We start from the raw sequence: 24846 nt of genomic DNA, 5'->3' as shown, positions 1-24846 counted from the left end.
GCGAGGGGGGAGGAAAATCGTCTGGAACCCTCCCCGGGAAGGAAAAACAGGGAGGGCCGGCCCTTGGGGCCCGTCTTGCCCGGGGGGGGGAGGCCCGCCCCCCGCCCCCCCCCACCCCCTCCTCTTCCCTTCACCCGAACAAGGAGTACGCATCACCATGGCCCGTTTCGACGTCAACGCCGCCCGCGCCCAGCGCCAGGAGGCCCACGGCCGCAAGTGGTCCTTCGAGCTGGACGGGGAGGCCTACACCCTTCCGACGGAGCTGAGCCGCGCCACCGCCAAGGGGCTGCGCAAGCTCGACGACAACGACGTGGACGGCCTGCTCGCACTCCTGATGGGTGAGGAGCAGTTCAGCCGCTTCGAGCAGCACGACGTCACCATGCAGGACATCGCCGCCATCCTGGAGGCATACGGCAAGGAGACCGGGCTCGGCCTGGGGGAAGACTGAGCCTCGTCGCGTTCGTCGAAGAACACGCCGAGGCCCTCGAGGCCGACCTCATCCGCTACTACGGGCTCGACATCCTCGACTGGCACCGCGGGGAACTCTCCAGTCGGCGGGTACTTGCCCTGATCAGGCACATGCCGCGGGACAGCGCCCTGCAGCGCGAGCTGCACGGCGAGTCCGCGGAGTGGTCGATCACCGACCATCTGCTCGCGGCGACGGTGGACCACCTGGCCGTCGGGAACTGGATGTTCCACTGCGTCAACGCGTCCGAGGACGGTGACCAGCCCGATCCGCCGGCACCCGTTCCCCGTCCGGGCACCGAGGACGAGAACGAGGACACCGAAGAGCGGGACGAGCGCTCCCCCGGGGCGGAGACCCCCGAGATCTCCCCGCACCAGCTCGCCCGGTTCTTCGGCTGAAGCCACCTCCCCGCGGCCCCCGGAGCCCGTTCCGTCAGGGAGCGGACTCCGGGGGCGCTTCCTGTGCTCGCTCCGCGGTCAGCTCGTCCGTCAGCGCCCTGGCCCGTTCGGAGAGCCGGCGTCCCTTGCCCGCACGCGGTTCCGGGTCGGTGGGCTCGGCGCCCCGGCGTTCGCCGCCGGACGGGGACTGGGGGGGCACCCCGAGGGGCGGCACGATCGGGCGGCCGCCCTTGCCCCGGACGACCTTCCGTACCGGCTGGGCGTTCCTGCGGACACGGCTCTCCTGCGCGGTGACGAGGACGTCCGGCTCCGCGTCCGGCGCGGGCTCCTTCTGGTGCACGGGCTCGGGTTCGCCGTGCTGCCCGGGCGCGTCCTCCTGCTCCCGTTCGAGTCCGGACTGTCGTTCGAACAGCTCGCGTTCCCTGCGCACCCGCTCCTCGGCCTCGACGACGGCGGCGGGCGGTTCGAGGAGGCGGGCGAAGGGCAGCGCGATCACCCGGGCGCCGGCCTGTCCGACGTCCGCACGGCGCTGGGGCCGGCGAATGCCGCGCGCGTCACTCTGGCCCTGGGTGTAGGCGTCGGCGACACGCTTCTCGTACTCCCGTCGTATGCGCGGGAGTTCGTCCGACACGGCCTCGGCCCAGCCCGCGGTGAACGCGGAGGTCTCCCGGCGGTCGACCTCGGCCCGGGGGATCACGACGAGGTCCTCGGTGGCGTACCCGTGGACCAGGACGAGCTCGGAGAGGCGAGCGAAGAGATGAGGCAGATCGGGGTGGGACGCGAGCCAGTCGACGACTCGCTCCCGCCGGTTGGCGCCCGGCTCCGTATCCATGCGTCAGTACTGCCTTCCAGCCCCCCGGGGTCCCCGCGCGCCCCTCGCGCCCCCCGCGCCCCGAGGTGGTCAGGTCCGGAGAGCGCCCTCCAGGTTACCCGGTCGAACAGAAGCTCCGATCAGGCGCCAACACGTTCGGATAACTGGCCAGAAGACACACCGTCAGATGTTTCCCGCTCGACAAACACCGAGCAGATGTTCCACACTCAGCTCGAACAAGAGTTCGAACACGTGGTGCCCCCGCCCCTCACTCCGCGGCGCCGCCACACACGCACGGGCAAGCAACCGGAAGGCAGGCGTCCATGACCCAGCAGGCCGAGGCATCGCGACCGCAGATCCCTCTCCAGGACCGCCTCCGCCAGCTCCTCGACGGACCCGCCGCCCTCGACAAGAGAGCGTTGCTCGGCAGCCTCTACGCCGAGGTCTCCCGCTGCGAGACCCGTGCGTACGCGGCCGGCTGGAACGACGCGCTCGCGACGGCGCGGCGCGACTCCCGCCGGGGCGAGGACGCCTAGCCGCCGCCCGCCGCCCCCACACGAACGAGCCCCTGCCGGAACCGGCAGGGGCTTTTCGGCGCTTGGCCGTCACCGGCCGGAAGCGGAGTAACTCATGGGTAAAACGATCGACGACGTCGCCAAGGAAGTCAGCGACCTCAGAGCGGCACTCCTCGACGACAAGGTGCCCATCAAGGTGCAGCCTCAGGGCGACTACGAGTCGAAGAAGGAGAAGGAGCAGAAACCGGACCCCGTCGACTCCACGGTCTCCGCGCTCAAGAACGCCCTGATCGGGGGCAATCCGAAGCTCGTCACGGACAACATGCTGCCGTACGACTTCGTGAACCGCTTCGAGGAGATGCACAAGGAGCTCAAGAAGGAGCTGTCGACCGAGCTCTGGGAGGCCGCCGGATTCGACACGATCGGCGCCGCCGTGGAGAAGTCGGCCGAGGGCAGCACGGACGCGGCTAAGTACTGGGTGGCGGCCTTCGCCAGTGTCCTCGTCCCCACGATCCTCGCGGGGATCGGCCTCGTCCTGCTGGCCCGGTTCACCGTCGTCCAGCGTGCCATCCAGGGCGCCATCCTCAACGGCATCTCCCGGCTCAGCCGCGGTCGCATCGCCCGCGATCTCATCCTGGCCAAGAACGACAACGGCGACGGCTACGGGTTCCAGAACAAGAACCACGTCAAGAGGCGCGAGGACGCGGCCGCCGCGGGTGTCCCCCTGGCCGACCTCCCGGACGAGCAGAAGCTGCAGAACCTGAAGCAGGCCATCGGCAGCGTCAACACCAAGATCAAGAACTTCAACACCGAGGTCCGCAAGCTCCCGAACGCCCGCTCCCTCGACAAGACCGCAACGGCCGTCGGCAAGGTCAACACCGCCGTCACCGCCGCCGTCCCCACCAAGATCGGCGCCGTCGCCGAGAAGCTCGCGAAGCTCGCCGAGGCCGTGGAGAAGTACAACGAGCACCGGCTGGACACCAAGGCGCTCGACAAGGCCAACAAGGCCGTCGACAAGTCCAACCCCACCAGGGTCGCGGAACTCGCCCGGGCGACCGGCAAACTCGCCGGCGCCCAGAGGCACTTCCAGCCGGACAAACTCCCCAACGCCGGCAACCTGCGGTCGGCCGCACGGGCCGCCAACGACCTCGCGGAGGCGGGCGGCAACGTGACCCAGGCGTTCAACGCCTTCAGGATCGCCGTCCAGCGCACCGACTCCGCGCTCTGACCCCGCAACCACCCCGGAAGGAGGTACGACCATGACTCTCTCAAGCTCCACCAAGAATGCGTCCGACGCCCTGCGCAACCTCAAGACGCAGGCATCCGGCGCGGCGACGTCAGTCAAGAAGGCCGGCGACTCCGGCAACGCGGCCAACGGGCAGCTCAAGAACCTCAGGACCAACGCCCAGGGCTCCACCACCCAGCTCAAGAACCTGAAGACCGCCTCGGACCAGGCCGAGCGCTCCATGAAGAAGGCCGGCGACACCGCCCAGTCGGCCGGCGGCAAGCTCGGCAAGTACGAGTCCGGCGCCGGCAAGGCGGCCAAGGGCCAGGACAAGCTCAACAAGTCCATGAAGGGCAACTTCCTGGTCCGACTGCTCGAACTCTTCATGCCGCTCATCGAGTCGATCGTCGAGATGGCGCTCCGCTCGAAGACGATGCAGACGGTCCTGAAGAAGGCGTTCAGCGCCATCAAGACCGTGATCAGCTCCGTCATGAAGGCCATCGGGCCGATCATGCAGAAGGCCGGATCGCTGATCAAGACGGTCTGGAACGGCATCAAGAAGGCCGTCTCCACCGTCGTCAAGGCCGTCGCGACCGTCATCAAGACGTACGTGAAGATCTGGAAGACGGTCATCACCACGGTCATGAAGGCGATCAAGACCGTGATCAGCACGGTCTGGAACGGCATCAAGGCCGTCATCACCCCGGTGGTGAACTGGATCAAGTCCGCGATCCCGAAGGCCTTCAGCGCCGTCAAGGACAAGATGTCGTCCGTCTGGAACGGCCTCAAGGACATCGCGTCCCGGGCGTTCAACGGCATCAAGGACGGCGTGAAGTCCCCGATCAACGCCGTCATCAGCCTGATCAACGGCATGATCGGCAGCCTCAACAGGGTCAAGGTCAGCGTCCCCGGCTGGGTTCCGGTCGTCGGCGGCAAGACCTTCGGCGTCAGCATCCCGACCATCCCGATGCTCGCCACCGGTGGTGTCGTCATGCCGCGCACCGGCGGCGTCCCGGCGATCATCGCCGAGGCCGGCGAGGCCGAGGCCGTCCTCCCGCTCTCCAAGCTGGACCGCCTGCTCGCCCAGACCGCCCGCCGCGCCCGCGCGGCCCAGGGCGGCCAGGCCGGCGGCGGACTGCACATCGAGCACTACCACGCGGCCCGCGCCGGCGACCCGCACGAGACCGCCGCCGCGCTCATGTACCTCGTGAAGGCGCGTGGAGCACGCGCATGAGTGCCGCGGCCGTCGCCATGCCCCGGTTCCGCACCGCCGTCGCGCCGATGACGGGCCTGCGCCAGGGGCTCGGTGGGGCGAGCGGCACGCTGAAGAGGCTCCAGCAGGACGCCCAACGGGCGGCCACCCGTGTCGGCGGCCTCGCCACCACCGCCCGCAACGCCGGAACCTCCCTGCGCGCCCTCGGCCAGAACTCCTCCGGCGCCGCCACCGCGATGGGCAGGATCCGCCGCTCCACCGCGCCCACGGGCGTCAAGCGGATCGGCACCGCCGCCGACAAGGCCCGGAACGCCGCCCGCAGGATCGGCACCGGCGCCGGAGTGGTCCTCGGCATCCTCCTGCCGCTGCTGCCCATCACCGACGTCATCGCCGGTCTCATGGGCACCTTCGGCACCGTCGCGACCATCGCCTCCGTCGCCATGACAGCCGTCAACGTCGCCATGCGGGCCAACCCGCTCGGCTTCCTCGTCGGCCTGATCGTGCCCGTCGCCGCGTATCTGATCGAGCTCGCGGTCAACTCCGAGACCGGCCAGCGGTTCATCAAGCAGGCCATGCAGCAGGCGCTGAAGGGCTTCCAGACGGTCTGGAAGTTCCTCCAGCCGATCATGAAGCTCCTCGGCGAGGCAGTGGGCACCTACTTCACGGCCTATCTGACCCTGTTCAAGACCGCACTGAAGATCGTCGGCGCGGCCGTCGGCGGGATCTCCACGCTCCGCTCCGCCGTCTCCTCCGCCACGAACGCGCTCCGCGGCATCGCCTCGCGCACGATCGGCGGCATCAAGAGCGCCGTCCAGCCGGTCGTCACCTGGGTCACCGACAAGGTGCCCGGCTTCTTCCGTACCGCCAAGGACGCCGTGAGCAAGGCCCTGCGGGGCATCGGAGACCTGGTCAAGGGCGGTCTCAGCGCCGTGATCGGCGTCGTCAAGGGGCCGATCAACGGCCTGATCGCCTTCGCCAACTGGATCATCGACGGGCTCAACAGGCTCAGCTTCGAAATCCCCCTCACCGGGAAGAAGTTCGGCGTCGAACTCGACAAGATCCCGATGCTCGCCGACGGCGGCATCGTCTCGCCCGGCTCCGCGGACGACTACCGCATCGACTCGCTCGCACAGCTGGAGAACCGCCGCATCCCGGCCCTCACCGAGACGCCCCGGCCGCCGCACCGCGTCCGGGACTTCCACGAGGAGCCCGGCGCCGGACCCCGGTCGACCGCCGAGGACCTGCTCTTCCTCGCGAACGCCCATGCCTGACCGGGCCGCGCCCCGCCCCGCCCTGCCCCGGCGCGCCCCGGCGCCGTCGTCGCCGTCGTCGCAGCGGTGACGCCTCCGGCGACGTCGAGGCGCGCCCCGACCGACCCGGCCATGCCGACCGCGCCGCTCCTGACACCCCGTCCGAAGCGCGCGCCCCATCCGAAGTGAGGTGACGGCCCCCATGGCCGAGACCATGACCCCCTACGCCGGAAGCAACTTCACCGCCGACCTCGCGCCCGGCTCACTCATCACCCAGGACGGGCAGATGCAGTGGGCCGGGCTTCTCATCGGGCCCGGCACGCCGTTCGCCGTCGACAAGTCCGGCCTGACGGGCTGGGAGGACCTGCCCGAGTGCGACTCCTCCGACGCCGACCGACCGACCTCCCACGGCGCCTGGCCGGGCTCCCGGTACGCCAAGCCCCGCAAGGTCGGCGGCACGATCGTGCTGATGCCGGAGTGGAAACAGGCCCCCGAGGCCGTCCGCGCACTGCGCCAGTCGCTCGCCCTGCTCGACGAGGAACGCTGGCTGACCGTCCGGCTGCACGGCGAACTGCTCACCGTGCGCGCCCGGATCGCGCAGCGCGTCGTCCCCGCCGACCAGGGCTTCGCCACCCAGGGCAGCTCGCGCATGTCGATCCAGTGGCTGGCCTCCGACCCGCGCCGGTACGTCGTCAACGAGCAGCTCGCCACCACCAACCCGCCCCAGCCGGAGTCGGGCCTCACCTGGCCGCTGACCTGGCCGCTCTCCTGGGGCCGGGCCAAGAGCACGGGCGACGTCGTCGTCGAGAACATCGGCTCCGCCCCGGCGCACCCGGTGATCGTCTTCCGCGGCCCCTGCTCCATGCCGAGCATCACCGAGCGGACCAGCCGGCGCAGGCTGCGGTACGCGATCGACCTGGCCGCGGGCGACGAGCTCGTCATCGACACGCGCGCGGGGACGGTCCAGCTGAACAACTCGGCCTCCCGGCTGCACACCGCGATGGCCGACTCCAGCCCGGAGGAGCTCTTCGTGCTCGACCCCGGTCGTACGGAGCTGTCCTTCCGGCCCGACGAGGCGACCGCGGACGCGCTGATGACGGTGCGCTGGCGCAGCGCCGAATGGTGACCGGTGCCCCCTCGGCGGCCGGTCACCGCGCGGTGACCGGTCGCCGAACCGTTCCTTCCCCCGCCGCCACGACCCCCTTCCCGGAGAGGTGACCCCATGACCGTACGCGCCGCTTGGCTCCAGCCCACCGGCCAGACCCGCGAGGACACCCGGCTGACCCTCGCCGCCCTGCTCACCCCCAGCGGGCAGAGCCCCGAGGAGACGCCGCTGCGCTCGCGTCCCGGCATCGTGCCCGGCGGCTTCGTCCTCGCCGGCTCGACCCCCATGCAGTGCACGATCGGCACCGGCCGCGCGATCGTCCAGGGCAAGGACACCTCCCAGGGCGCCTACCTCGTCGCCGTCACCGCGCCGGAGATCCTCACCCTCGCGGACGGCGATCCGCAGTACGACCGGATCGACCTGATCGAACTGGCCGTCGTGGACGACGCCTACGACCGTACGGGCGCCACCGAGGCGGTGGTCCGGCTGGTCAAGGGCACACCCGCGGCCTCCCCCAGCGCCCCGGCGAGCGGCCCGGGCAGCACGCTCCCGCTGTACACGGTCCTGGTGCGCAAGGGCACGTCCGCCGGCACCGGCGGCGTCCAGTGGACCACCGCCGACGTCACCACCATGCACTGGCCGGTGGTCGCCCTCGGCGGCATCCTGCCGACCAGCGGCTTCAAGGGCGCGTACGTCGGCCAGTACCGCGACGCGGCCGGCCTCCTCCAGCGCTGGGACGGCACGACCTGGGTGTCGTACGCGAAGCCCATCGGCGGCATCGCCCCCAACGGCACGGTGACCACGGGAAGTTACACCGGGCAGTACCGGGACAACGCCGGCGCGCTCCAGCGCTGGGACGGCTCGACCTGGCAGTTCGTCGAGGGCAGGTCGTCGATCCTGTTCAGCGTCTCGCAGACGGCGCAGGCGACCGTCCCGCCGGGCATCTGGTACACGCTCGCCTTCCAGACCGTCGACGTCGACGACGCTGCGGGCTGGTCCGGCCTCTCCTACTACCGCGTCCCGCGGAGCGGCTGGTGGCGCGTCTCGGCCCACGTCGCCTGGGCCCCCGACTCCTCGGCCGGCATGCGCGGCGCCCGGATCGTGGTCGACAGCGTCGGCATACCGCGCTGCACCTGGCTGACCCCGGCCGGTCCCGGCGCGGTCGTGGTCGGCGGCCAGGGCCTGATCAAGCTCAACGCCGGAAACACCATCCAGGTCGCCGCCTACCAGAACCACGACGTGGCGGTGAAGACCCTCGGCGGCTCCGGCTACGCCGGCAACCTCTCCGCCGAGTGGATCAAGTCCTGACCCCCGCCCCCTCCCCTTCGATCGGAGAAACCCCATGAACCTGCGCAGCAGCTGGGTCGCCGAGACCGGCCAGACCCGCGAGGACACCCGCCTCACCCAGACCGGCGTCACCACCCTCACCAACCCCGTCCAGGTCCGCTCCGGTGTCCTGCCCGGCTCGTACGAGGGCCTGCACCGGCTGGCCGGCTTCTGGACCTACGGCTCCTCCGCGATGACCGCCACCGTCTCCGAGGGCCGGGCCGTCATCCAGGGCGAGATCTCCCAGGGCGTCTACCCGGTGACCCTGCCGACGTCCGAGGCGATCACCTTCGCACCGGGCGACGCCCAGTACGGCCGGATCGACCTGCTCGTCGTGAAGGTCTACGACAACCTCTACGACTCCTCGAACCGCAACGAGGCGAAGATCGAGATCGTCCAGGGCGTCCCGGGGCAGACCCCGCAGGCCCCGGCTGTCCCGCCGCGCAGCCTCCCGCTCTACGAAGTGACCGTCCCGGCCGGCGTCAGCGCGGGCAACGGCGGCATCCCGTGGGCCTCCGCGCTCAAGGACCTGCGCACCCCGGTCGTCTCGCTCGGCGGCATCCTGCCCGTCGAGGGCCCGGTCCTGCCGGGCGCCTACCCGGGGCAGTACCAGGACGCCGGCGGCGCGCTCCAGCGCTGGGACGGCGGCGCCTGGGTGTCGTACCCGTCCGCGCTCGGCGGCATCGTCCCGAACTCCGCCTCCACCACCCCCGCCAGCTACACCGGCCAGTACCGCGACTCGGCGGACGGCAAGCTCCAGCGGTGGAACGGCTCCGCCTGGCTGCAGTCCGTGCCGAGCTCGTACTACACGGACAACACCGACTACGGCGACACCGCATCGGGCGCGTACACCTCGACGCTCGTGGCCCGCGCCACGAACCCGCTCGCGCTGACCTTCGTCGCGCCGCCGTCGAAGAGCGTCCTCATCACCTTCGGGGCCCGCATGAAGTCCCGGGACGACCACTACGGGTTCATGGCCCTCAAGCTCACCCAGGGCGCCACCGTCGTCGAGGACCTCAACGACGAGTACGCGGCGATCGTCGCGAGCGACACCACGGTCTCCTGCTCCGCGATGCGCCGCCTCTCCAACCTGACCCCGGGCACGAGCTACACGCTGACGGCCTTCTTCCGGATCACCGTCAACACCCTCGGCCACAAGGCGGGCTTCGACAACACCTTCATCCGCGTCGACCCGCAGTTCTGACACCGGCCCACCCACCCGACAGGAGAATCCCATGGCACTCCGCAGCGGCTGGCTCCCGCCGACCGGGCAGACCCGTGTCACCACCCGTCTCACCGCCCTCGGCGCCACCACACCCGTCACCCCCGTCGCCTCGCGCTCCGGCATCCTGCCCGGCTCGGTCGACGGCAAGTACCGGGTCGGCGGGCTCTCGATGAGCTCCACCGGCCCGATGACCGCGACCGTCCACCACGGACGCGCGATCATCCAGGGCGCGCACAACCAGGGCGCCTACCCGATCACCCTCGACGAGGACACCGTCGTCACCTTCGGCGACGGCGACCCGCTCAACCCGCGCCTCGACCTGGTCGTCCTGCGCGTGTACGACGACGAGTTCGACACCCTGACCAGGAACGAGGCCGTCCTGGAGATCGTGCGGGGCCAGCCGAAGGCGACCCCGGTCGCCCCCACCACGCCCCCGCTGTCCCTCCCCCTCCACCTGGTGCGGGTGAAGGCGGGCGCCTCCGCCGGCACCGGCGGCATCGAATGGACGGGCGGAGCCCTCACCGACCTGCGGACCACCCTCGTCGGCGTCGGCGGAATCCTGCCCGTCTACAACAACTCCGGCGTACCGGGCTCCTACCCGGGCCAGTACCAGGACAACGACAACTCCCACTTCCTCCAGCGCTGGGACGGCACCTCCTGGGTCGCCTACCCCAAGGAGGTCGGCGGCATCGTCCCCACCGGGACGGCGCTCACCACCGGCGGCTACGCGGGCCAGTTCCGGGACAACGCGGGCGTGCTCCAGCGCTGGAACGGCAGCGCCTGGACCACCTACCAGCCGCCCGTGGAGGTGGAGACCCTCACGACGGGCGCGACCGCGCTCACCGGCTGGACACTGATCGCGTTCAACGCCCGCCGCGCCCGCGGCATCGCCACCGTCACCGCCACGGTCACCCGCAGCGGCGCCGACGTCTACGCCAACAGCGCCGGCAACATCCCCGACGAACCGCTGCTCACCCTGCCCACCGGCTGGCGCTCCCCCCTCGACCTGGAGGCGGCCGCCGGCGACGGCTTCGCGTCCGGAGGCGCCTACATCTCCCCCAACGGACAGGTGGTGCTGCGCACCTGGTCGCCGAACGGCGCTCTGACGGCCGGCCGCAACATCCGCGTCTCCGCGACCTACGTGCTGTGAGGTCCCCCCGATGACACTCGACACGCCCTACCGGGCGATCTTCTGCGACCTGCTGACCGACACGACCCTGGACATCCTGCCGCTGCGGGACGTCCAGTGCGACGACTACATCGGCCGGGCCGGCTCCCTGTCCGGCACGATCCCCCTCCCCGACCGGACCGTCGCCGAGCGGGCCCACAAGGTCCGGGCGGGCCGCACCGCGGTCTACCTGGAGCGCGGCGGCGACCTGTGGTGGGGCGGCATCGTCTGGACGACCACCCTGCAGAGCAGCGACCGCGGGGTGATGACCCTGGGCATCCAGGCCGCCACCTTCGACTCGTACGCGACCCGGCGCCGGATCCGCAGGCCGATCACGTTCACCCAGCCGACCGACCAGCTCGACATCGCCCGCACCCTCTGGGCGGACCTCTCGGCCGGCCTGGGCAAGAGCGCGGTCGAAGCCGGCACCGAGGCGTCCGAGGTGCTGCGCACCGCGTCCTGGCGGCTCGGCGACGAGACCGTCTACCAGGAGGCGCTCGACCAGCTCGGCGCCCAGGAGAACGGCTTCGAGTACCAGATCCTCGTCTACCGCGACCCGGTCGACGGCCGGCGCCTGCGCCAGCTGCGGCTCGGCTGGCCGAAGATCCGTACCGGCGCGACCGACATGGTCTTCGACCGGCCCGGCGCCATCCTCAGCTACTCGTTCCCCGACGACGCGACCCGCGGCGGCACCACCTCCGTGGCCCGCGGCGCCTCGACCAACAGCAACGCGGCCGCCGAGTCCCGGCCGACCGTCTCCGACGAGATGCTCAGCCCCGAGCTCGGCGAATGGCCGCGGATCGACCTCTCGTCCGACCACAACGAGATCAGCGACGTCGCCACGCTCAACTCCCTGGCCTCGGCGCAGCTCAAGGCCGCGAACGGCTCCGTGCTGATCCCCGAGATCAGCATCCGCCTCGGCGGCATCGTCCCGCCCGCGCTCCTCGGCCGTACGGCCAGGATCCGGATCACCGACGAATGGCACCCCCAGGGGCTCGACGCCCGCTACCGGATCATCGGCGTCAAGTTCCGGCCGCCGGAGCGCGGCCGGCCCGACACCGCCGAGCTCAGCCTTGAGGAGGCCTGATGGCCCAGCTGCCCGAGGACATCATCGACCGGCTCATCCAGATGGAACGCCGGATCCAGGCCCTGTCCACCGCCGTGAACACCCGCCCGCCGATCACCGAGGTCGTCAACGGCTCGCTCACCGTGCGCCGGCAGCCCGACCTCTCCGACCCGACGACCTCCGTCACGCTCGCCCAGATCAACAGCAGCGGCGCCGGCTCCTCCAAGCCGGTCCTGCGGGTCAGCGACGCCTACGGCCACGAGGTCCTCTCGGACGACATCCTCACCGGCGGTCTCGCCCGGCCCTGGCTGCCGATGCTCCCGCCGCAGGACTGGGCCTCCGCGAACTGGCCGGCCACCAGCGCCACCGGCTGGACCACCATCGCCCACTCTCAGAACCCGCTCTGGCAGCCCAAGCTGCGCCTGCGCATGGTCACCCGGGTCTCCAGCGGGGCGAGCGGCCAGATCAGGGTGATGGTCAACGGCGTCCAGTTCGGCCCGACCGTCGCCGCCGGCACCACCTTCGACCACACCGACCTGGCCACCGCGGACATGCAGGCCAACTTCGGCAAGGACCTGGCGGTGGAGATCCACGGCATCGTCACCAGCGCCTCCGGCACGGTCTACGCCAAGCCGATCCTGATGTACGGCCGCCAGACCTGACCCGCCCCACCCCCCCGAGAGGAGCCACCATGATCCCCGATCCGATCCACCCCTGGGGCCTGGCCATCGACTACGCCGGCCGCGGCACCGTCACCGAGAACGACCACGCGATCAGCGTCCGTCTGTACGACAACACGCTCGGCGGCCCGCTGGAGCGCGACCCGATGACCGGCGAGTACCCGGCCGTGTACGTCACCGCGCAGATCGGCGAGACCGGCGAGAGCGGCGCCTCCCTGCGCGGTTACGGCGCCGTCACCGTCACCCCGACGAACGGCACCCCGGCCGTGCCCGACCCGACCGCCGTCCAGCGGGCCGTCGAGGCCTCGCTCGCCGACTTCGAGACCCGCCGCCTCGCGTACGCGGCACTGTGCGCCACCTGGGCCCCGGCCGCCCCCGAACCGGCACCGACACCGACACCGACACCCGAGCCCGAGCCGACCCCCGAGCCGTAACCCCCACGGCACGCTCCCGCACCGAACCCCGTACGCCCGCCCCCGCCCCCGCTCACGAACCCGCCCCACCCCGTACGCCCGCCCGCCCTCCGCGCGGGCCTTCTTCATGTCCGGAGGACACCAGATGGCCACTCCCCTCCCCGCGGACCGGCTCCTCGCCGCACTCCGCGCCGAAGGCGTCACCGTCGTCGAACACCCCGGCTGGCGCTCCCACAACCGCAACCACACCGGCACCTGGGGCCCGGTCACCGGCGTGATGATCCACCACACCGTCAGCTCCGGCACCCGCTCCACCGTCGAGATGTGCTTCAACGGCTACGAGGGCCTGCCCGGACCGCTCTGCCACGGCGTCATCGCCAAGGACGGCACCGTCCACCTCGTCGCCAACGGACGCGCCAACCACGCCGGCGGCGGCGACCCGTCCGTCCTCCAGGCCGTGATCACCGAGACGTACGGGGACCGGCCCCCGGCCCCGCGCGAACACCAGGGCAGCCGCAACGCCGTCGACGGCAACTCCCGCTTCTACGGCTTCGAGTGCATCAACCTCGGCAACGGCACCGACCCCTGGCCGACCGCCCAGCTCGACGCGATCGAACGCGTCTCCACCGCCCTCTGCCGGGCCCACGGCTGGGGCGCCAAGTCCGTCATCGGCCACCTGGAATGGTCCGACTGGAAGAGCGACCCCAAGGGCTTCGGCATGCCGACCCTCCGACAGCGCGTCCAGACCCGGCTCGCCAAGGCCCCCGCACAGCCCGTCCCCGGCAGCGGGAAGCCCCCCGCTCCCCGCCTCCAGCCGTTCCCGGGCACCTCGTTCTTCCGCAAGGAGACGAGCTCCCCCGTCATCACGGCCATGGGCCGCCGTCTCGTCGCCGAGGGCTGCGCCGCGTACACCGTCGGCCCCGGCCCCCGCTGGAGCGAGGCCGACCGGCTCAGCTACGCGAAGTGGCAGCGCAAGCTCGGCTTCCGCGGCTCCGACGCCGACGGCGTTCCCGGCGCAGCGTCCTGGAGCGCACTGAAGGTCCCGTACACGAAGTAACCACCGCACCAGAGGAGACCCCGATGTCCGATGCCGCCCAGCGCACGGCCCGTACCGTCCTCCAGACCGCCGTCGGCATCGCCGTCGTGCTCCCCGCGATCGTCGACGCCTCCGGCCTCCCCGCGACCCTCCCCTGGGTCGCGGGCGCGCTCGCCGTCGCCGGCGGACTGGCCCGGGTGATGGCCCTGGACCCGGTGCAGAACCTGCTCCCGTCCTGGCTCCGCACCGACAGCGGTACCCACGTGCCGACCGGCACCCCGGCCGAGGGCGGTGCCGATGACCGATCCTGACCCGAACGACCCCGTCGCCGTCGCCCTCGAACTGGAACGGCTCCGCGGCACCCTGGAGGCCGGCTTCGCCCGGGTCGACGGCTCGCTCGCGCTGCTCGTGCAGCGCAGCGACCAGACCGACCGGCAGCTCGCCGACCACGAGGCCCGCCTCGACGACCTGGAACGCGCCCGCTGGCCCCTGGCCAGCATCGCCGCGCTGGCCGCGGGCGCCGGTGTGCTCGTCGCGATGTGGGAACTGGCCGCCCGCTGACCGGGTACGCCGAAGGGCGGCCACCCCATCGGGGTGACCGCCCTTCGGTCAAGCGACTCGCTTACTGGTTGTACGGACCGTAGTCGTAGTCCTCCAGCGGAACGGCCTGGCCGGAGCCCGAGCCGAACGGCGAGTAGTCGATGTCGTCGTAGCCGACGGCCGAGTACATCGCGGCCTTGGCCTCTTCGGTCGGCTCGACCCGGATGTTGCGGTAGCGGGACAGACCCGTACCGGCCGGGATGAGCTTACCGATGATGACGTTCTCCTTGAGGCCGATGAGGCTGTCGGACTTGGCGTTGATCGCCGCATCCGTCAGAACTCGGGTCGTCTCCTGGAAGGACGCCGCCGACAGCCACGACTCGGTGGCGAGCGAGGCCTTGGTGATACCCATCAGCTGCGGACGACCGGAGGCGGGGTGACCGCCCTCGGTGACCACACGACGGTTCTCGGTCTCGAACTTCGAGCGCTCGACGAGCTCGCCCGGCAGCAGCTCCGCGTCGCCGGACTCGATGATCGTCACACGGCGCAGCATCTGCCGGATGATGATCTCGATGTGCTTGTCGTGGATCGACACGCCCTGCGAGTTGTAGACCTTCTGGACCTCGGCGACCAGGTGGATCTGGACCGCGCGCTGACCGAGGATCCGCAGCACGTCGTGCGGGTTGGTGGCACCCACGGTGAGCTTCTGGCCCACCTCGACGTGGTCGCCCTCGCCCACGAGCAGACGGGCACGCTTCGAGATCGGGAACGCCGTCTCGTCGGTGCCGTCGTCCGGGGTGACGACGAGCTTCTTGGTCTTCTCGGTCTCCTCGATACGGACGCGGCCTGCCGCCTCCGAGATCGGGGCGACACCCTTGGGCTGACGAGCCTCGAAGAGCTCGACGACACGGGGCAGACCCTGGGTGATGTCGTCACCGGCCACACCACCGGTGTGGAAGGTACGCATCGTCAGCTGGGTACCGGGCTCACCGATGGACTGGGCGGCGATGATGCCGACCGCCTCACCGATGTCGACCAGCTTGCCGGTGGCCAGCGAACGGCCGTAGCAGAACGCACAGGTACCGACGGCGGACTCACAGGTCAGGACCGAGCGGGTCTTGACCTCCTCCACGCCGGCGCCCACGAGGGCGTCGATGAGCACGTCACCCAGGTCGACGTTGGCAGGCGCGATGACCTTGCCGTCGACGACGACGTCCTCGGCGAGCATCCGCGCGTACACGGAGGTCTCGACGTCGTCCGTCTTGCGCAGCACGTTGTCGGCGCCGCGCTCGGCGATCCGCAGCTTCAGACCGCGCTCGGTGCCACAGTCCTCCTCGCGGATGATCACGTCCTGCGAGACGTCCACCAGACGACGGGTCAGGTAACCCGAGTCGGCGGTACGCAGGGCGGTGTCCGCCAGACCCTTACGGGCACCGTGCGTGGAGATGAAGTACTCCAGAACGGTGAGGCCCTCACGGAAGGACGCCTTGATGGGACGCGGGATCGTCTCGTTCTTGGCGTTCGACACCAGACCACGCATACCCGCGATCTGACGCATCTGCATCATGTTTCCTCGGGCACCCGAGTCGACCATCATGAAGATGGGGTTCGTCTTCGGGAAGTTCGCGTTCATCGCCTCGGCAACCTCATTGGTCGCCTTGGTCCAGATCGCGATGAGCTCCTGAGTGCGCTCTTCCTTCGTGATGAGACCGCGCTCGTACTGCTTCTGGACCTTCTCGTCCTGCTCCTCGTAGCCCTTGACGATGGCCTTCTTGGCCTCGGGCACGACGACGTCGGAGATGGCCACGGTGACGCCGGAGCGCGTCGCCCAGTAGAAGCCGGACGCCTTCAGGTTGTCGAGCGTCGCCGCCACGATGACCTTGGGGTACCGCTCGGCGAGGTCGTTGACGATCTCGGAGAGCTGCTTCTTGCCGACGGAGTAGTCGACGAAGGGGTAGTCCTCGGGCAGCAGCTCGTTGAAGAGCGCGCGGCCCAGCGACGTCCGCAGGCGGAACGAGTCACCCTGCTGCCACTCCGGCTCGCCCTCCTCGGTGACCGGGGGAACCCAGCCACGGGGAGCGACGGTGCCGACGGGGAAGCGGATGTCGATCTGCGACTGCAGCGCGAGCTCGCCGGCGTCGAACGCCATGATCGCCTCGGCCGTCGAGCCGAACGCGCGGCCCTCGCCCTTGGTGTCACGGAGCTCACCGTCGGTGGTCAGGAAGAACAGACCGAGGACCATGTCCTGGGTCGGCATCGTGACCGGACGGCCGTCGGCCGGCTTCAGGATGTTGTTCGAGGACAGCATCAGGATGCGGGCCTCGGCCTGCGCCTCCGCGGAGAGCGGCAGGTGCACGGCCATCTGGTCACCGTCGAAGTCCGCGTTGAACGCGGTGCAGACGAGCGGGTGGATCTGGATGGCCTTGCCCTCGACCAGCTGGGGCTCGAAGGCCTGGATGCCGAGGCGGTGCAGCGTGGGCGCACGGTTCAGCAGAACCGGGTGCTCGGCGATGACCTCTTCGAGGACGTCGTACACGACCGTGCGGCCGCGCTCGACCATCCGCTTGGCGCTCTTGATGTTCTGCGCGTGGTTCAGGTCGACCAGGCGCTTCATCACGAACGGCTTGAAGAGCTCCAGCGCCATGGCCTTCGGCAGACCGCACTGGTGCAGCTTCAGCTGCGGACCGACGACGATGACGGAACGCGCGGAGTAGTCCACACGCTTACCGAGCAGGTTCTGACGGAATCGACCCTGCTTACCCTTCAGCATGTCGCTGAGGGACTTCAGCGGACGGTTGCCGGGGCCCGTGACCGGGCGACCACGACGGCCGTTGTCGAAGAGGGCGTCGACCGCCTCCTGGAGCATCCGCTTCTCGTTGTTCACGATGATCTCGGGGGCACCGAGGTCGAGCAGACGCTTCAGACGGTTGTTGCGGTTGATCACGCGGCGGTACAGGTCGTTCAGGTCGGAGGTCGCGAAGCGGCCACCGTCCAGCTGCACCATCGGACGAAGGTCCGGCGGGATGACCGGCACGCAGTCGAGAACCATGCCCTTGGGGCTGTTCGCGGTCTGCAGGAACGCGGAGACGACCTTGAGGCGCTTGAGCGCACGGGTCTTCTTCTGGCCCTTGCCGGTACGGATGATCTCGCGGAGGCGCTCGGCCTCCTCCTCCAGGTCGAAGGACTCGAGACGCTTCTGCAGCGCCGCGGCACCCATCGAACCGTCGAAGTACGTGCCGAAGCGGTCACGCAGCTCGCGGTAGAGGAGCTCGTCGCCCTCCAGGTCCTGGACCTTGAGGTTCTTGAAGCGCGACCAGACCTCGTCCAGACGGTCGATCTCGCGCTGCGCACGGTCGCGCAGCTGCTTCATCTCGCGCTCGGCACCCTCGCGCACCTTGCGGCGCACGTCGGCCTTGGCGCCCTCGGCCTCGAGCTCGCCGAGGTCGTTCTCGAGCTTCTTGGCGCGGGCCTCCAGGTCGGAGTCGCGACGGTTCTCGATCTGCTGACGCTCGACGGAGACGTGCGCCTCCAGCGAGGGCAGGTCACGCGTACGACGCTCGTCGTCGACGTACGTGATCATGTACGCCGCGAAGTAGATGACCTTCTCGAGGTCCTTCGGGGCGAGGTCGAGCAGGTAGCCAAGGCGCGACGGGACGCCCTTGAAGTACCAGATGTGGGTGACGGGAGCGGCGAGCTCGATGTGGCCCATCCGCTCGCGGCGCACCTTCGCGCGGGTGACCTCGACGCCACACCGCTCACAGATGATGCCCTTGAAGCGGACACGCTTGTACTTGCCGCAGTAGCACTCCCAGTCCCGGGTCGGACCGAAGATCTTCTCGCAGAAGAGTCCGTCCTTCTCGGGCTTGAGCGTGCGGTAGTTGATGGTCTCCGGCTTCTTGACCTCGCCGTGGCTCCACTGACGGATGTCGTCAGCGGTGGCCAGACCGATCCGGAGCTCGTCGAAGAAGTTGACGTCGAGCACTATGCGTCAATCCCTCTCAGGGTTGTAAGGCTTGGGGTCTGATACGGGGGTCCTGGGGCCGGCCGGGGACTCAGCGGTGAAACGCCGAGTCCCCGACCGAACTCCCGTCAGACCTCTTCGACGCTGCTCGGCTCGCGCCGGGACAGGTCGATGCCGAGCTCCTCCGCTGCGCGGAAGACGTCCTCGTCGGTGTCGCGCATCTCGATGGACATGCCGTCCGAGGACAGCACCTCCACGTTGAGGCACAGGGACTGCATCTCCTTGATGAGCACCTTGAAGGACTCGGGGATGCCGGGCTCAGGGATGTTCTCGCCCTTGACGATGGCCTCGTAGACCTTCACGCGGCCGGTCACGTCGTCGGACTTGATCGTCAGCAGCTCCTGGAGGGCGTACGCGGCGCCATAAGCCTCAAGCGCCCACACCTCCATCTCACCGAAGCGCTGGCCACCGAACTGGGCCTTACCACCCAGCGGCTGCTGGGTGATCATCGAGTACGGACCGGTCGACCGGGCGTGGAGCTTGTCGTCGACCAGGTGGTGGAGCTTGAGGATGTACATGTACCCGATGGAGATCGGGTCCGGGAACGGCTCGCCGGAGCGGCCGTCGAACAGCCTCGCCTTACCGGTCGGCTGCACCATGCGCTCGCCGTCGCGGTTCGGGATGGTGTGGTTCAGCAGGCCCGCGAGCTCGTCCTCACGCGCACCGTCGAACACCGGGGTGGCGACGTTGGTGCCCGGGGCGACCTGGTCGGCGCCGATCGCCTGGAGGCGCTGCGCCCAGTCGTCCGCGAGACCGGAGACGTCCCAGCCGCGGCTGGCGAGCCAGCCGAGGTGGATCTCCAGGACCTGTCCCGGGTTCATTCGGGACGGGACACCCAGCGGGTTGAGGATGATGTCGACCGGGGTGCCGTCCTCGAGGAAGGGCATGTCCTCGATCGGAAGGATCTTGGAGATGACGCCCTTGTTGCCGTGACGGCCGGCGAGCTTGTCACCATCGGTGATCTTGCGCTTCTGGGCGACGTAGACGCGGACCAGCTGGTTCACGCCCGGGGGAAGCTCGTCGCCCTCCTCGCGGTCGAAGACGCGCACGCCGATGATCTTGCCGATCTCGCCGTGGGGCACCTTCAGCGAGGTGTCACGGACCTCACGGGCCTTCTCACCGAAGATCGCGCGGAGCAGGCGCTCCTCCGGCGTCAGCTCGGTCTCACCCTTGGGCGTGACCTTGCCGACGAGGATGTCGCCAGCGACGACCTCGGCACCGATACGGATGATGCCGCGCTCGTCGAGGTCCGCGAGGACCTCCTCGGAGACGTTCGGGATGTCCCGGGTAATCTCCTCCGGGCCGAGCTTGGTGTCACGGGCGTCGACCTCGTGCTCCTCGATGTGGATCGAGGAGAGGACGTCGTCCTGCACGAGGCGCTGCGACAGGATGATCGCGTCCTCGTAGTTGTGACCCTCCCACGGCATGAACGCCACGAGCAGGTTCTTGCCGAGCGCCATCTCGCCGTCTTCGGTGGCGGGACCGTCGGCGAGGACCTGGCCCTCGATCACACGGTCGCCCTCGTCGACGACGACCTTCTGGTTGACCGAGGTGCCCTGGTTCGAGCGCGAGAACTTGTGCAGGCGGTACGTGATGTACGTGCCGTCGTCGTTGGCGACCGTGACGTAGTCGGCCGACAGCTCCTGGACGACACCGTCCTTCTCGGCCTTGAGCACGTCGCCGGCGTCGGTGGCACAGCGGTACTCCATGCCGGTGCCGACGAGCGGGGCCTCCGACTTGATCAGCGGCACCGCCTGACGCATCATGTTCGCGCCCATGAGGGCACGGTTGGCGTCGTCGTGCTCGAGGAACGGGATCATGGCGGTCGCGACCGACACCATCTGGCGCGGCGAGACGTCCATGTAGTCCACCTCGGACGGCAGGACGTAGTCGACCTCGCCGCCACGCTTACGCACCAGGACTCGGTTCTCGGTGAGCCGCATGTCGTCGTTGAGCGCGGCGTTGGCCTGCGCGATGACGAAGCGGTCCTCCTCGTCGGCGGTGACGTAGTCGACCTCGTCGGTGACCTGGCCGTCGACGACCTTGCGGTACGGCGTCTCGATGAAGCCGAACGCGTTGACGCGGCCGTACGAGGCGAGCGAACCGATCAGACCGATGTTCGGGCCTTCGGGGGTCTCGATCGGGCACATGCGTCCGTAGTGGGACGGGTGCACGTCTCGGACCTCGAAGCCGGCCCGCTCACGGGACAGACCACCAGGGCCCAGCGCCGAGAGACGACGCTTGTGCGTCAGACCCGACAGCGGGTTGTTCTGGTCCATGAACTGCGACAGCTGGCTGGTGCCGAAGAACTCCTTGATGGAGGCGACGACCGGCCGGATGTTGATCAGGGTCTGCGGCGTGATCGCCTCGACGTCCTGGGTGGTCATGCGCTCACGCACGACGCGCTCCATACGAGCCAGACCCGTGCGGACCTGGTTCTGGATGAGCTCGCCGACGTTGCGCAGACGACGGTTGCCGAAGTGGTCGATGTCGTCGGTCTCGACGACGATCTCGTTGCCGTTCTCACCGATCGTCTCGGTCTCGCCCGCGTGGAGCTTGACCAGGTACTTGATCGTGGCGATGACGTCGTCGGTGGTGAGCACGCCGGCGTCCAGCGGCTCGTCGGCGCCGAGCTTCTTGTTCACCTTGTAGCGGCCGACCTTGGCGAGGTCGTAGCGCTTCGGGTTGAAGTAGAGGTTCTCGAGCAGCGTCTGAGCGGCCTCACGGGTCGGCGGCTCGCCCGGACGCAGCTTGCGGTAGATGTCGAGCAGCGCGTCGTCCTGGCCCTGGGTGTGGTCCTTCTCCAGGGTGGCGCGCATGGACTCGTACTCGCCGAACTCCTGGAGGATCTGCTCGGTGGTCCAGCCGAGAGCCTTGAGGAGGACGGTGACGGACTGCTTGCGCTTGCGGTCGATGCGGACACCGACCAGGTCGCGCTTGTCGATCTCCATCTCCAGCCAGGCACCCCGGGACGGGATGATCTTGGCGGAGAAGATGTCCTTGTCGGACGTCTTGTCGATGGAGGAGTCGAAGTAGACACCCGGCGAACGGACCAGCTGCGACACCACGACACGCTCGGTGCCGTTGATGACGAAGGTGCCCTTGTTCGTCATGAGCGGGAAGTCGCCCATGAAGACCGTCTGGGACTTGATCTCGCCGGTCTCGTTGTTGGTGAACTCGGCGGTGACGAAGAGCGGGGCGCCGTACGTGAAGTCACGGTCCTTGCACTCGTCGATCGAGTTCTTCGGCGGCTCGAAGCGGTGGTCGCGGAAGGTCAGCGACATCGACCCGGAGAAGTCCTCGATCGGCGAGATCTCCTCGAAGATCTCTTCCAGGCCGGACTTCCTGGGGACGTCCTGTCCCGACTCAAGGGCAGCCTCGACGCGAGCCTTCCAGGCGGCGTTGCCGAGCAGCCAGTCAAAGCTCTCGGTCTGCAGCGCGAGGAGGTTCGGAACCTCGAGGGGCTCCTTGATCTTTGCAAAGGAGATGCGCAGCGGGGCGGTGCTTGCGCCGTTGTTCGTATTGGTCGAGGCGTTGCGCGAGGCGGCCAAGAGGGGGTCCTTCCGAGGGCTCGGACTCACTACGCGCGTACCGGTCCCCTGCATCGCTTCACGGCAGACTTTTCCTGATACGACCAAAAGGCCAGCTCAGACGGGGTCGGTCCACGAAGCGGATGCGAAGGTATGCCCCTGGTGACGGGCAGGGGGCAGCTAACAGGCAGCGCAAAGGGTCAGTGTAGCCACTTGGCTCACTGATGTCCAGGGCGAATAATTCGCGACCCTCGTTGCTCTCAACTCCGCGGTACCTCGCGCCGGGCGGCGCACCTCGATACTGCCCGTTCAGTCGTCGATCCATGCCTCGGAAACGGATCGTTGTGACGACGCGTCCTGAGAATTGCGCGCTGCGTGCGGTTCGTCAAGGCCCCCCGGTCTGCGGGGCGCACGGCGAAGATCACCATACTCCGCTCCCGTCGGCCCTCCGGCCCCCCGCCACGCCCTTCCCGGGAACGCCGAAAGGCGACCACCCAGAAGGGTGATCGCCTTTCGATGCCCCCGCGTTACACGGGGGCAGGAGTCAGCTTCAGCGACTCGAAACGGTCTTACTTGACCGTGACGGAGGCGCCGGCGGCCTTGAGGGACTCGGCAGCCTTCTCGGCGGCCTCCTTCGCGACCTTCTCGAGGACCGGCTTCGGGGTGCCGTCGACGAGGTCCTTGGCCTCCTTGAGGCCCAGGGAGGTGAGCTCACGCACGACCTTGATGACCTGGATCTTCTTGTCGCCGGCACCCTCGAGGATGACGTCGAACTCGTCCTGCTCCTCGACAGCCTCGGCACCGGCGACCGGGGCGCCCGGGCCGGCAACGGCGACGGCCGCGGCGGCGGTGACGTCGAACTTCTCCTCGAAGGCCTTCACGAACTCGGAGAGCTCGATGAGGGTCATCTCCTCGAACTGGGCGAGGAGGTCGTCCTGAGAGAGCTTCGCCATGATGGGCGATCCTTCCACTAATTCGGCAGGTGCCGGATGTATAGAGAGGCGGGCGTTACGGCCCGCTACGACCTGCGCCTAGGCGGCACAGATCATGACGCGAGCCGAATTACTCGGCACCGCCCTGCTCGGCGAGCTTGACGCGAAGCGCCTCCGCGGTGCGGACGAACTTCGACGGCAGCGCCTGCAGGAGCGAGGCAGTCTGCGACTGCTTGCCCTTGAACGCGCCGGCCAGCTTGCTGAGCAGAACCTCGCGGGACTCGAGGTCCGCGAGCTTCTTGAACTCATCGGCGGACAGCGCCTTACCATCAAGGACACCGCCCTTGATGACGAGGTTCGGGTTCTCCTTGGCGAAGTCACGCAGAGCCTTCGCCGACTCCACCGGGTCACCGGTGACGAAGGCGGCCGCGGTCGAACCAGCAAGCTGGTCGTCCAGCGCGGAGATGCCGGCCTGGTTGGCCGCAATCTTGGTCAGCGTGTTCTTCACCACGGCGTACTGGGCGTTCTCACCGAGCGAACGACGCAGCGTCTTCAGCTGCGCCACGGTGAGCCCCGTGTACGAGGTCAGCACGACGGCGTTCGAGCTGCGGAACTTGTCCTCAAGCTCGGCTACCGCGGCAGCCTTGTCGGGCCTTGCCATAGAGCGTCGGCCTCCTTCCGGGTGATGAGGACCGCTCAGAAGGGACTGACAAAACAAAACGCCCCGGGCGCAGGCGCTCGGGGCTCAGCTCAACCGCATCATGAAGATCCGGGAACTCATCCACAATCACCTGCGCGGGTCGTTCGCGTCGCAGCGAATCCTTCGGCCACCGCACCTTGACGGCACAGTGACGACCAGCGGTCTTTGGCTTCTTCGGAAGAGTACGCGACCGGCACGCCCGGGGGCAAATCAGGTCTGACCACCCCCGGACACGCCGGGGCGGATCAGGCCTGGCCGCCCCCTGCGCCGAGGCCCTTCAGCATTTCGAAGAGGTCGACGGTGTCCTCGGCCGGCGGGGCCTGGACGGCCGTCTTGGAGCCGTAGTCGGAGTAGTGCATCCCCATCTTCACGGTGCCCTGCGCCGACTTCATGCCGACGTCCATCCGGGCCGGGTAGCCGTCCTCGCGGACCCAGACCTCGGTGTCGTACGCCGTGATGCCGGCCTTCCTGACGTTCTCCACCAGGTCCGCGCGGTCCTTCTCGGACAGCACGTCCAGGGACTTGTTGGCGGCGACCATCTGCTCCAGGGTCAGCGTGCCCTTGTAGTGCTGGGCCTCGACGCCGTCGACCTTCTCGGCACCGAGGTGCTTGAGGTTGGGCGAGTCGAGGAGCAGGGCGAGCTGCTTGGCCGGGTCCTGGTTCATGTTCTCCAGGCCGCCCGTCATCGACTTCGAGAGGGCCTTGTCGCCGGAGGCCTCCGCGGCGGCCTGCATGTCCAGCTTCATCCAGCGCTTGCCGTCCGTCTTGGCGGCCTGCTGGGCACCCATGTCCATGTACATGACGTTGCCGAGCATGATCATGCGCATCTTGTCGGGGCCGCCGGTGCCGGCCGCGCCCAGCATCGAGCCCTTGACGGTGATGTCCATGACGGTCGGGTCCCAGCCCTGGACACCGGTCATCTCCATGGTGCCGCCGCCCTCGAGACCGGTCGGCAGCTCCATCGTCATCCGGATCTTCGCGGACTTGGCGGCCGAGGTCTTCTCGTACGCGGTCCGGATGACCTTCGTGATGTCACCGAGGCTCTGCGTCTGCGCCTTGTCGGCGCCCGCGGCCTTCCCGTCCCCGTCCTGACACCCCGCGACTCCGGTGACGACGGCCACGGCCGTCACTGCCACACCCGCGCGCTTCCATGCGGACACGTTCATCTGTTCCCCCACCCTTGGGCAGCCTCGTACGGTCCCTCGAACCGTAACAAGAAGTCGGCC

General features: G+C 69.2%; 22 protein-coding genes. 16 read left to right on the top strand and 6 right to left on the bottom strand.

From position 1 onward, the window contains the following. Positions 1–157 precede the first annotated feature (157 nt). A complete protein-coding gene (locus ACZ4XX_RS15995) occupies positions 158–448 on the top strand; it encodes a hypothetical protein (protein ID WP_468508525.1) in 291 nt (96 codons plus the stop codon). Between the two features lie 131 nt (positions 449–579). Continuing rightward, a complete protein-coding gene (locus ACZ4XX_RS15990) occupies positions 580–864 on the top strand; it encodes a hypothetical protein (RefSeq protein ID WP_468508524.1) in 285 nt (94 codons plus the stop codon). Between the two features lie 34 nt (positions 865–898). On the opposite strand, the gene ACZ4XX_RS15985 is transcribed toward ACZ4XX_RS15990, so the two are convergent. Next, the gene (locus ACZ4XX_RS15985) at positions 899–1696 is read right to left on the bottom strand and encodes a hypothetical protein (RefSeq protein WP_468508523.1); all 798 of its coding nucleotides are present in this window, start codon (positions 1694–1696) and stop codon (positions 899–901) included. A gap of 302 nt (positions 1697–1998) precedes the next feature. On the opposite strand from ACZ4XX_RS15985, the gene ACZ4XX_RS15980 reads away from it, so the two are divergent. The 14 genes from ACZ4XX_RS15980 to ACZ4XX_RS15915 all read left to right on the top strand — a co-directional run bounded on the left by ACZ4XX_RS15980 (position 1999) and on the right by ACZ4XX_RS15915 (position 14458). Continuing rightward, positions 1999–2211, top strand: coding sequence for a hypothetical protein (locus ACZ4XX_RS15980; protein WP_468508522.1), 213 nt, complete (start codon positions 1999–2001; stop codon positions 2209–2211). A gap of 94 nt (positions 2212–2305) precedes the next feature. After that, positions 2306–3418 carry a hypothetical protein gene (locus tag ACZ4XX_RS15975; protein ID WP_468508521.1) on the top strand — a complete coding sequence of 371 codons (1113 nt, stop codon included), beginning with the start codon at positions 2306–2308 and terminating at the stop codon, positions 3416–3418. Between the two features lie 31 nt (positions 3419–3449). Next, on the top strand, positions 3450–4649 hold the full coding sequence (locus ACZ4XX_RS15970; protein ID WP_468508520.1) for a phage tail protein: 1200 nt from the start codon (positions 3450–3452) through the stop codon (positions 4647–4649). Continuing rightward, positions 4646–5899, top strand: coding sequence for a tape-measure protein (locus ACZ4XX_RS15965; RefSeq protein ID WP_468508519.1), 1254 nt, complete (start codon positions 4646–4648; stop codon positions 5897–5899). The genes ACZ4XX_RS15970 and ACZ4XX_RS15965 overlap by 4 nt, the downstream gene beginning before the upstream one ends. A 181-nt stretch (positions 5900–6080) precedes the next feature. Continuing rightward, a complete protein-coding gene (locus tag ACZ4XX_RS15960; RefSeq protein WP_468508518.1) occupies positions 6081–7004 on the top strand; it encodes a phage distal tail protein in 924 nt (307 codons plus the stop codon). Between the two features lie 96 nt (positions 7005–7100). Further along, on the top strand, positions 7101–8291 hold the full coding sequence (locus ACZ4XX_RS15955) for a hypothetical protein (protein ID WP_468508517.1): 1191 nt from the start codon (positions 7101–7103) through the stop codon (positions 8289–8291). A gap of 34 nt (positions 8292–8325) precedes the next feature. Beyond that, the gene (locus ACZ4XX_RS15950; RefSeq protein ID WP_468508516.1) at positions 8326–9513 is read left to right on the top strand and encodes a hypothetical protein; all 1188 of its coding nucleotides are present in this window, start codon (positions 8326–8328) and stop codon (positions 9511–9513) included. 31 nt (positions 9514–9544) lie between these two features. Beyond that, a complete protein-coding gene (locus ACZ4XX_RS15945) occupies positions 9545–10684 on the top strand; it encodes a hypothetical protein (protein WP_468508515.1) in 1140 nt (379 codons plus the stop codon). Positions 10685–10694: 10 nt separating this feature from the next. Continuing rightward, positions 10695–11789 (top strand): hypothetical protein, encoded by a 1095-nt coding sequence (locus ACZ4XX_RS15940; RefSeq protein ID WP_468508514.1) that lies wholly within the window; start codon positions 10695–10697, stop codon positions 11787–11789. After that, on the top strand, positions 11789–12430 hold the full coding sequence (locus ACZ4XX_RS15935; RefSeq protein ID WP_468508513.1) for a hypothetical protein: 642 nt from the start codon (positions 11789–11791) through the stop codon (positions 12428–12430). The genes ACZ4XX_RS15940 and ACZ4XX_RS15935 overlap by 1 nt, the downstream gene beginning before the upstream one ends. A 29-nt stretch (positions 12431–12459) precedes the next feature. Next, positions 12460–12882 carry an ATP-binding protein gene (locus tag ACZ4XX_RS15930; protein ID WP_468508512.1) on the top strand — a complete coding sequence of 141 codons (423 nt, stop codon included), beginning with the start codon at positions 12460–12462 and terminating at the stop codon, positions 12880–12882. 124 nt (positions 12883–13006) lie between these two features. Then, complete coding sequence (locus ACZ4XX_RS15925) at positions 13007–13918, top strand: peptidoglycan-binding protein (protein WP_468508511.1); 912 nt, start codon at positions 13007–13009, stop codon at positions 13916–13918. A gap of 23 nt (positions 13919–13941) precedes the next feature. Beyond that, on the top strand, positions 13942–14208 hold the full coding sequence (locus ACZ4XX_RS15920) for a hypothetical protein (protein ID WP_468508510.1): 267 nt from the start codon (positions 13942–13944) through the stop codon (positions 14206–14208). Next, complete coding sequence (locus ACZ4XX_RS15915) at positions 14195–14458, top strand: hypothetical protein (protein ID WP_468508509.1); 264 nt, start codon at positions 14195–14197, stop codon at positions 14456–14458. Before ACZ4XX_RS15920 ends, ACZ4XX_RS15915 begins: the two co-directional genes overlap by 14 nt. A 61-nt stretch (positions 14459–14519) precedes the next feature. Here the strand turns inward: ACZ4XX_RS15915 and ACZ4XX_RS15910 are convergent, their stop codons facing one another. The 5 genes from ACZ4XX_RS15910 to ACZ4XX_RS15890 all read right to left on the bottom strand — a co-directional run bounded on the left by ACZ4XX_RS15910 (position 14520) and on the right by ACZ4XX_RS15890 (position 24786). Beyond that, positions 14520–18419: a DNA-directed RNA polymerase subunit beta' gene (locus ACZ4XX_RS15910; protein WP_468508508.1), complete on the bottom strand. Its 3900-nt coding sequence runs from the start codon at positions 18417–18419 to the stop codon at positions 14520–14522. A 107-nt stretch (positions 18420–18526) separates the two neighbouring features. After that, positions 18527–22009, bottom strand: coding sequence for a DNA-directed RNA polymerase subunit beta (gene rpoB / locus ACZ4XX_RS15905; protein ID WP_468508507.1), 3483 nt, complete (start codon positions 22007–22009; stop codon positions 18527–18529). Positions 22010–22557: 548 nt separating this feature from the next. Next, the gene (rplL, locus tag ACZ4XX_RS15900) at positions 22558–22941 is read right to left on the bottom strand and encodes a 50S ribosomal protein L7/L12 (protein WP_073910766.1); all 384 of its coding nucleotides are present in this window, start codon (positions 22939–22941) and stop codon (positions 22558–22560) included. Between the two features lie 109 nt (positions 22942–23050). Then, positions 23051–23581, bottom strand: coding sequence for a 50S ribosomal protein L10 (gene rplJ, locus ACZ4XX_RS15895; RefSeq protein ID WP_030318714.1), 531 nt, complete (start codon positions 23579–23581; stop codon positions 23051–23053). 284 nt (positions 23582–23865) lie between these two features. After that, a complete protein-coding gene (locus ACZ4XX_RS15890; RefSeq protein ID WP_468508506.1) occupies positions 23866–24786 on the bottom strand; it encodes an SCO4651 family lipoprotein in 921 nt (306 codons plus the stop codon). Positions 24787–24846: the final 60 nt, after the last annotated feature.

This window comes from Streptomyces sp. NPDC029956 (assembly GCF_055574655.1).
This window is presented reverse-complemented; position numbering and strand designations above follow the sequence as displayed.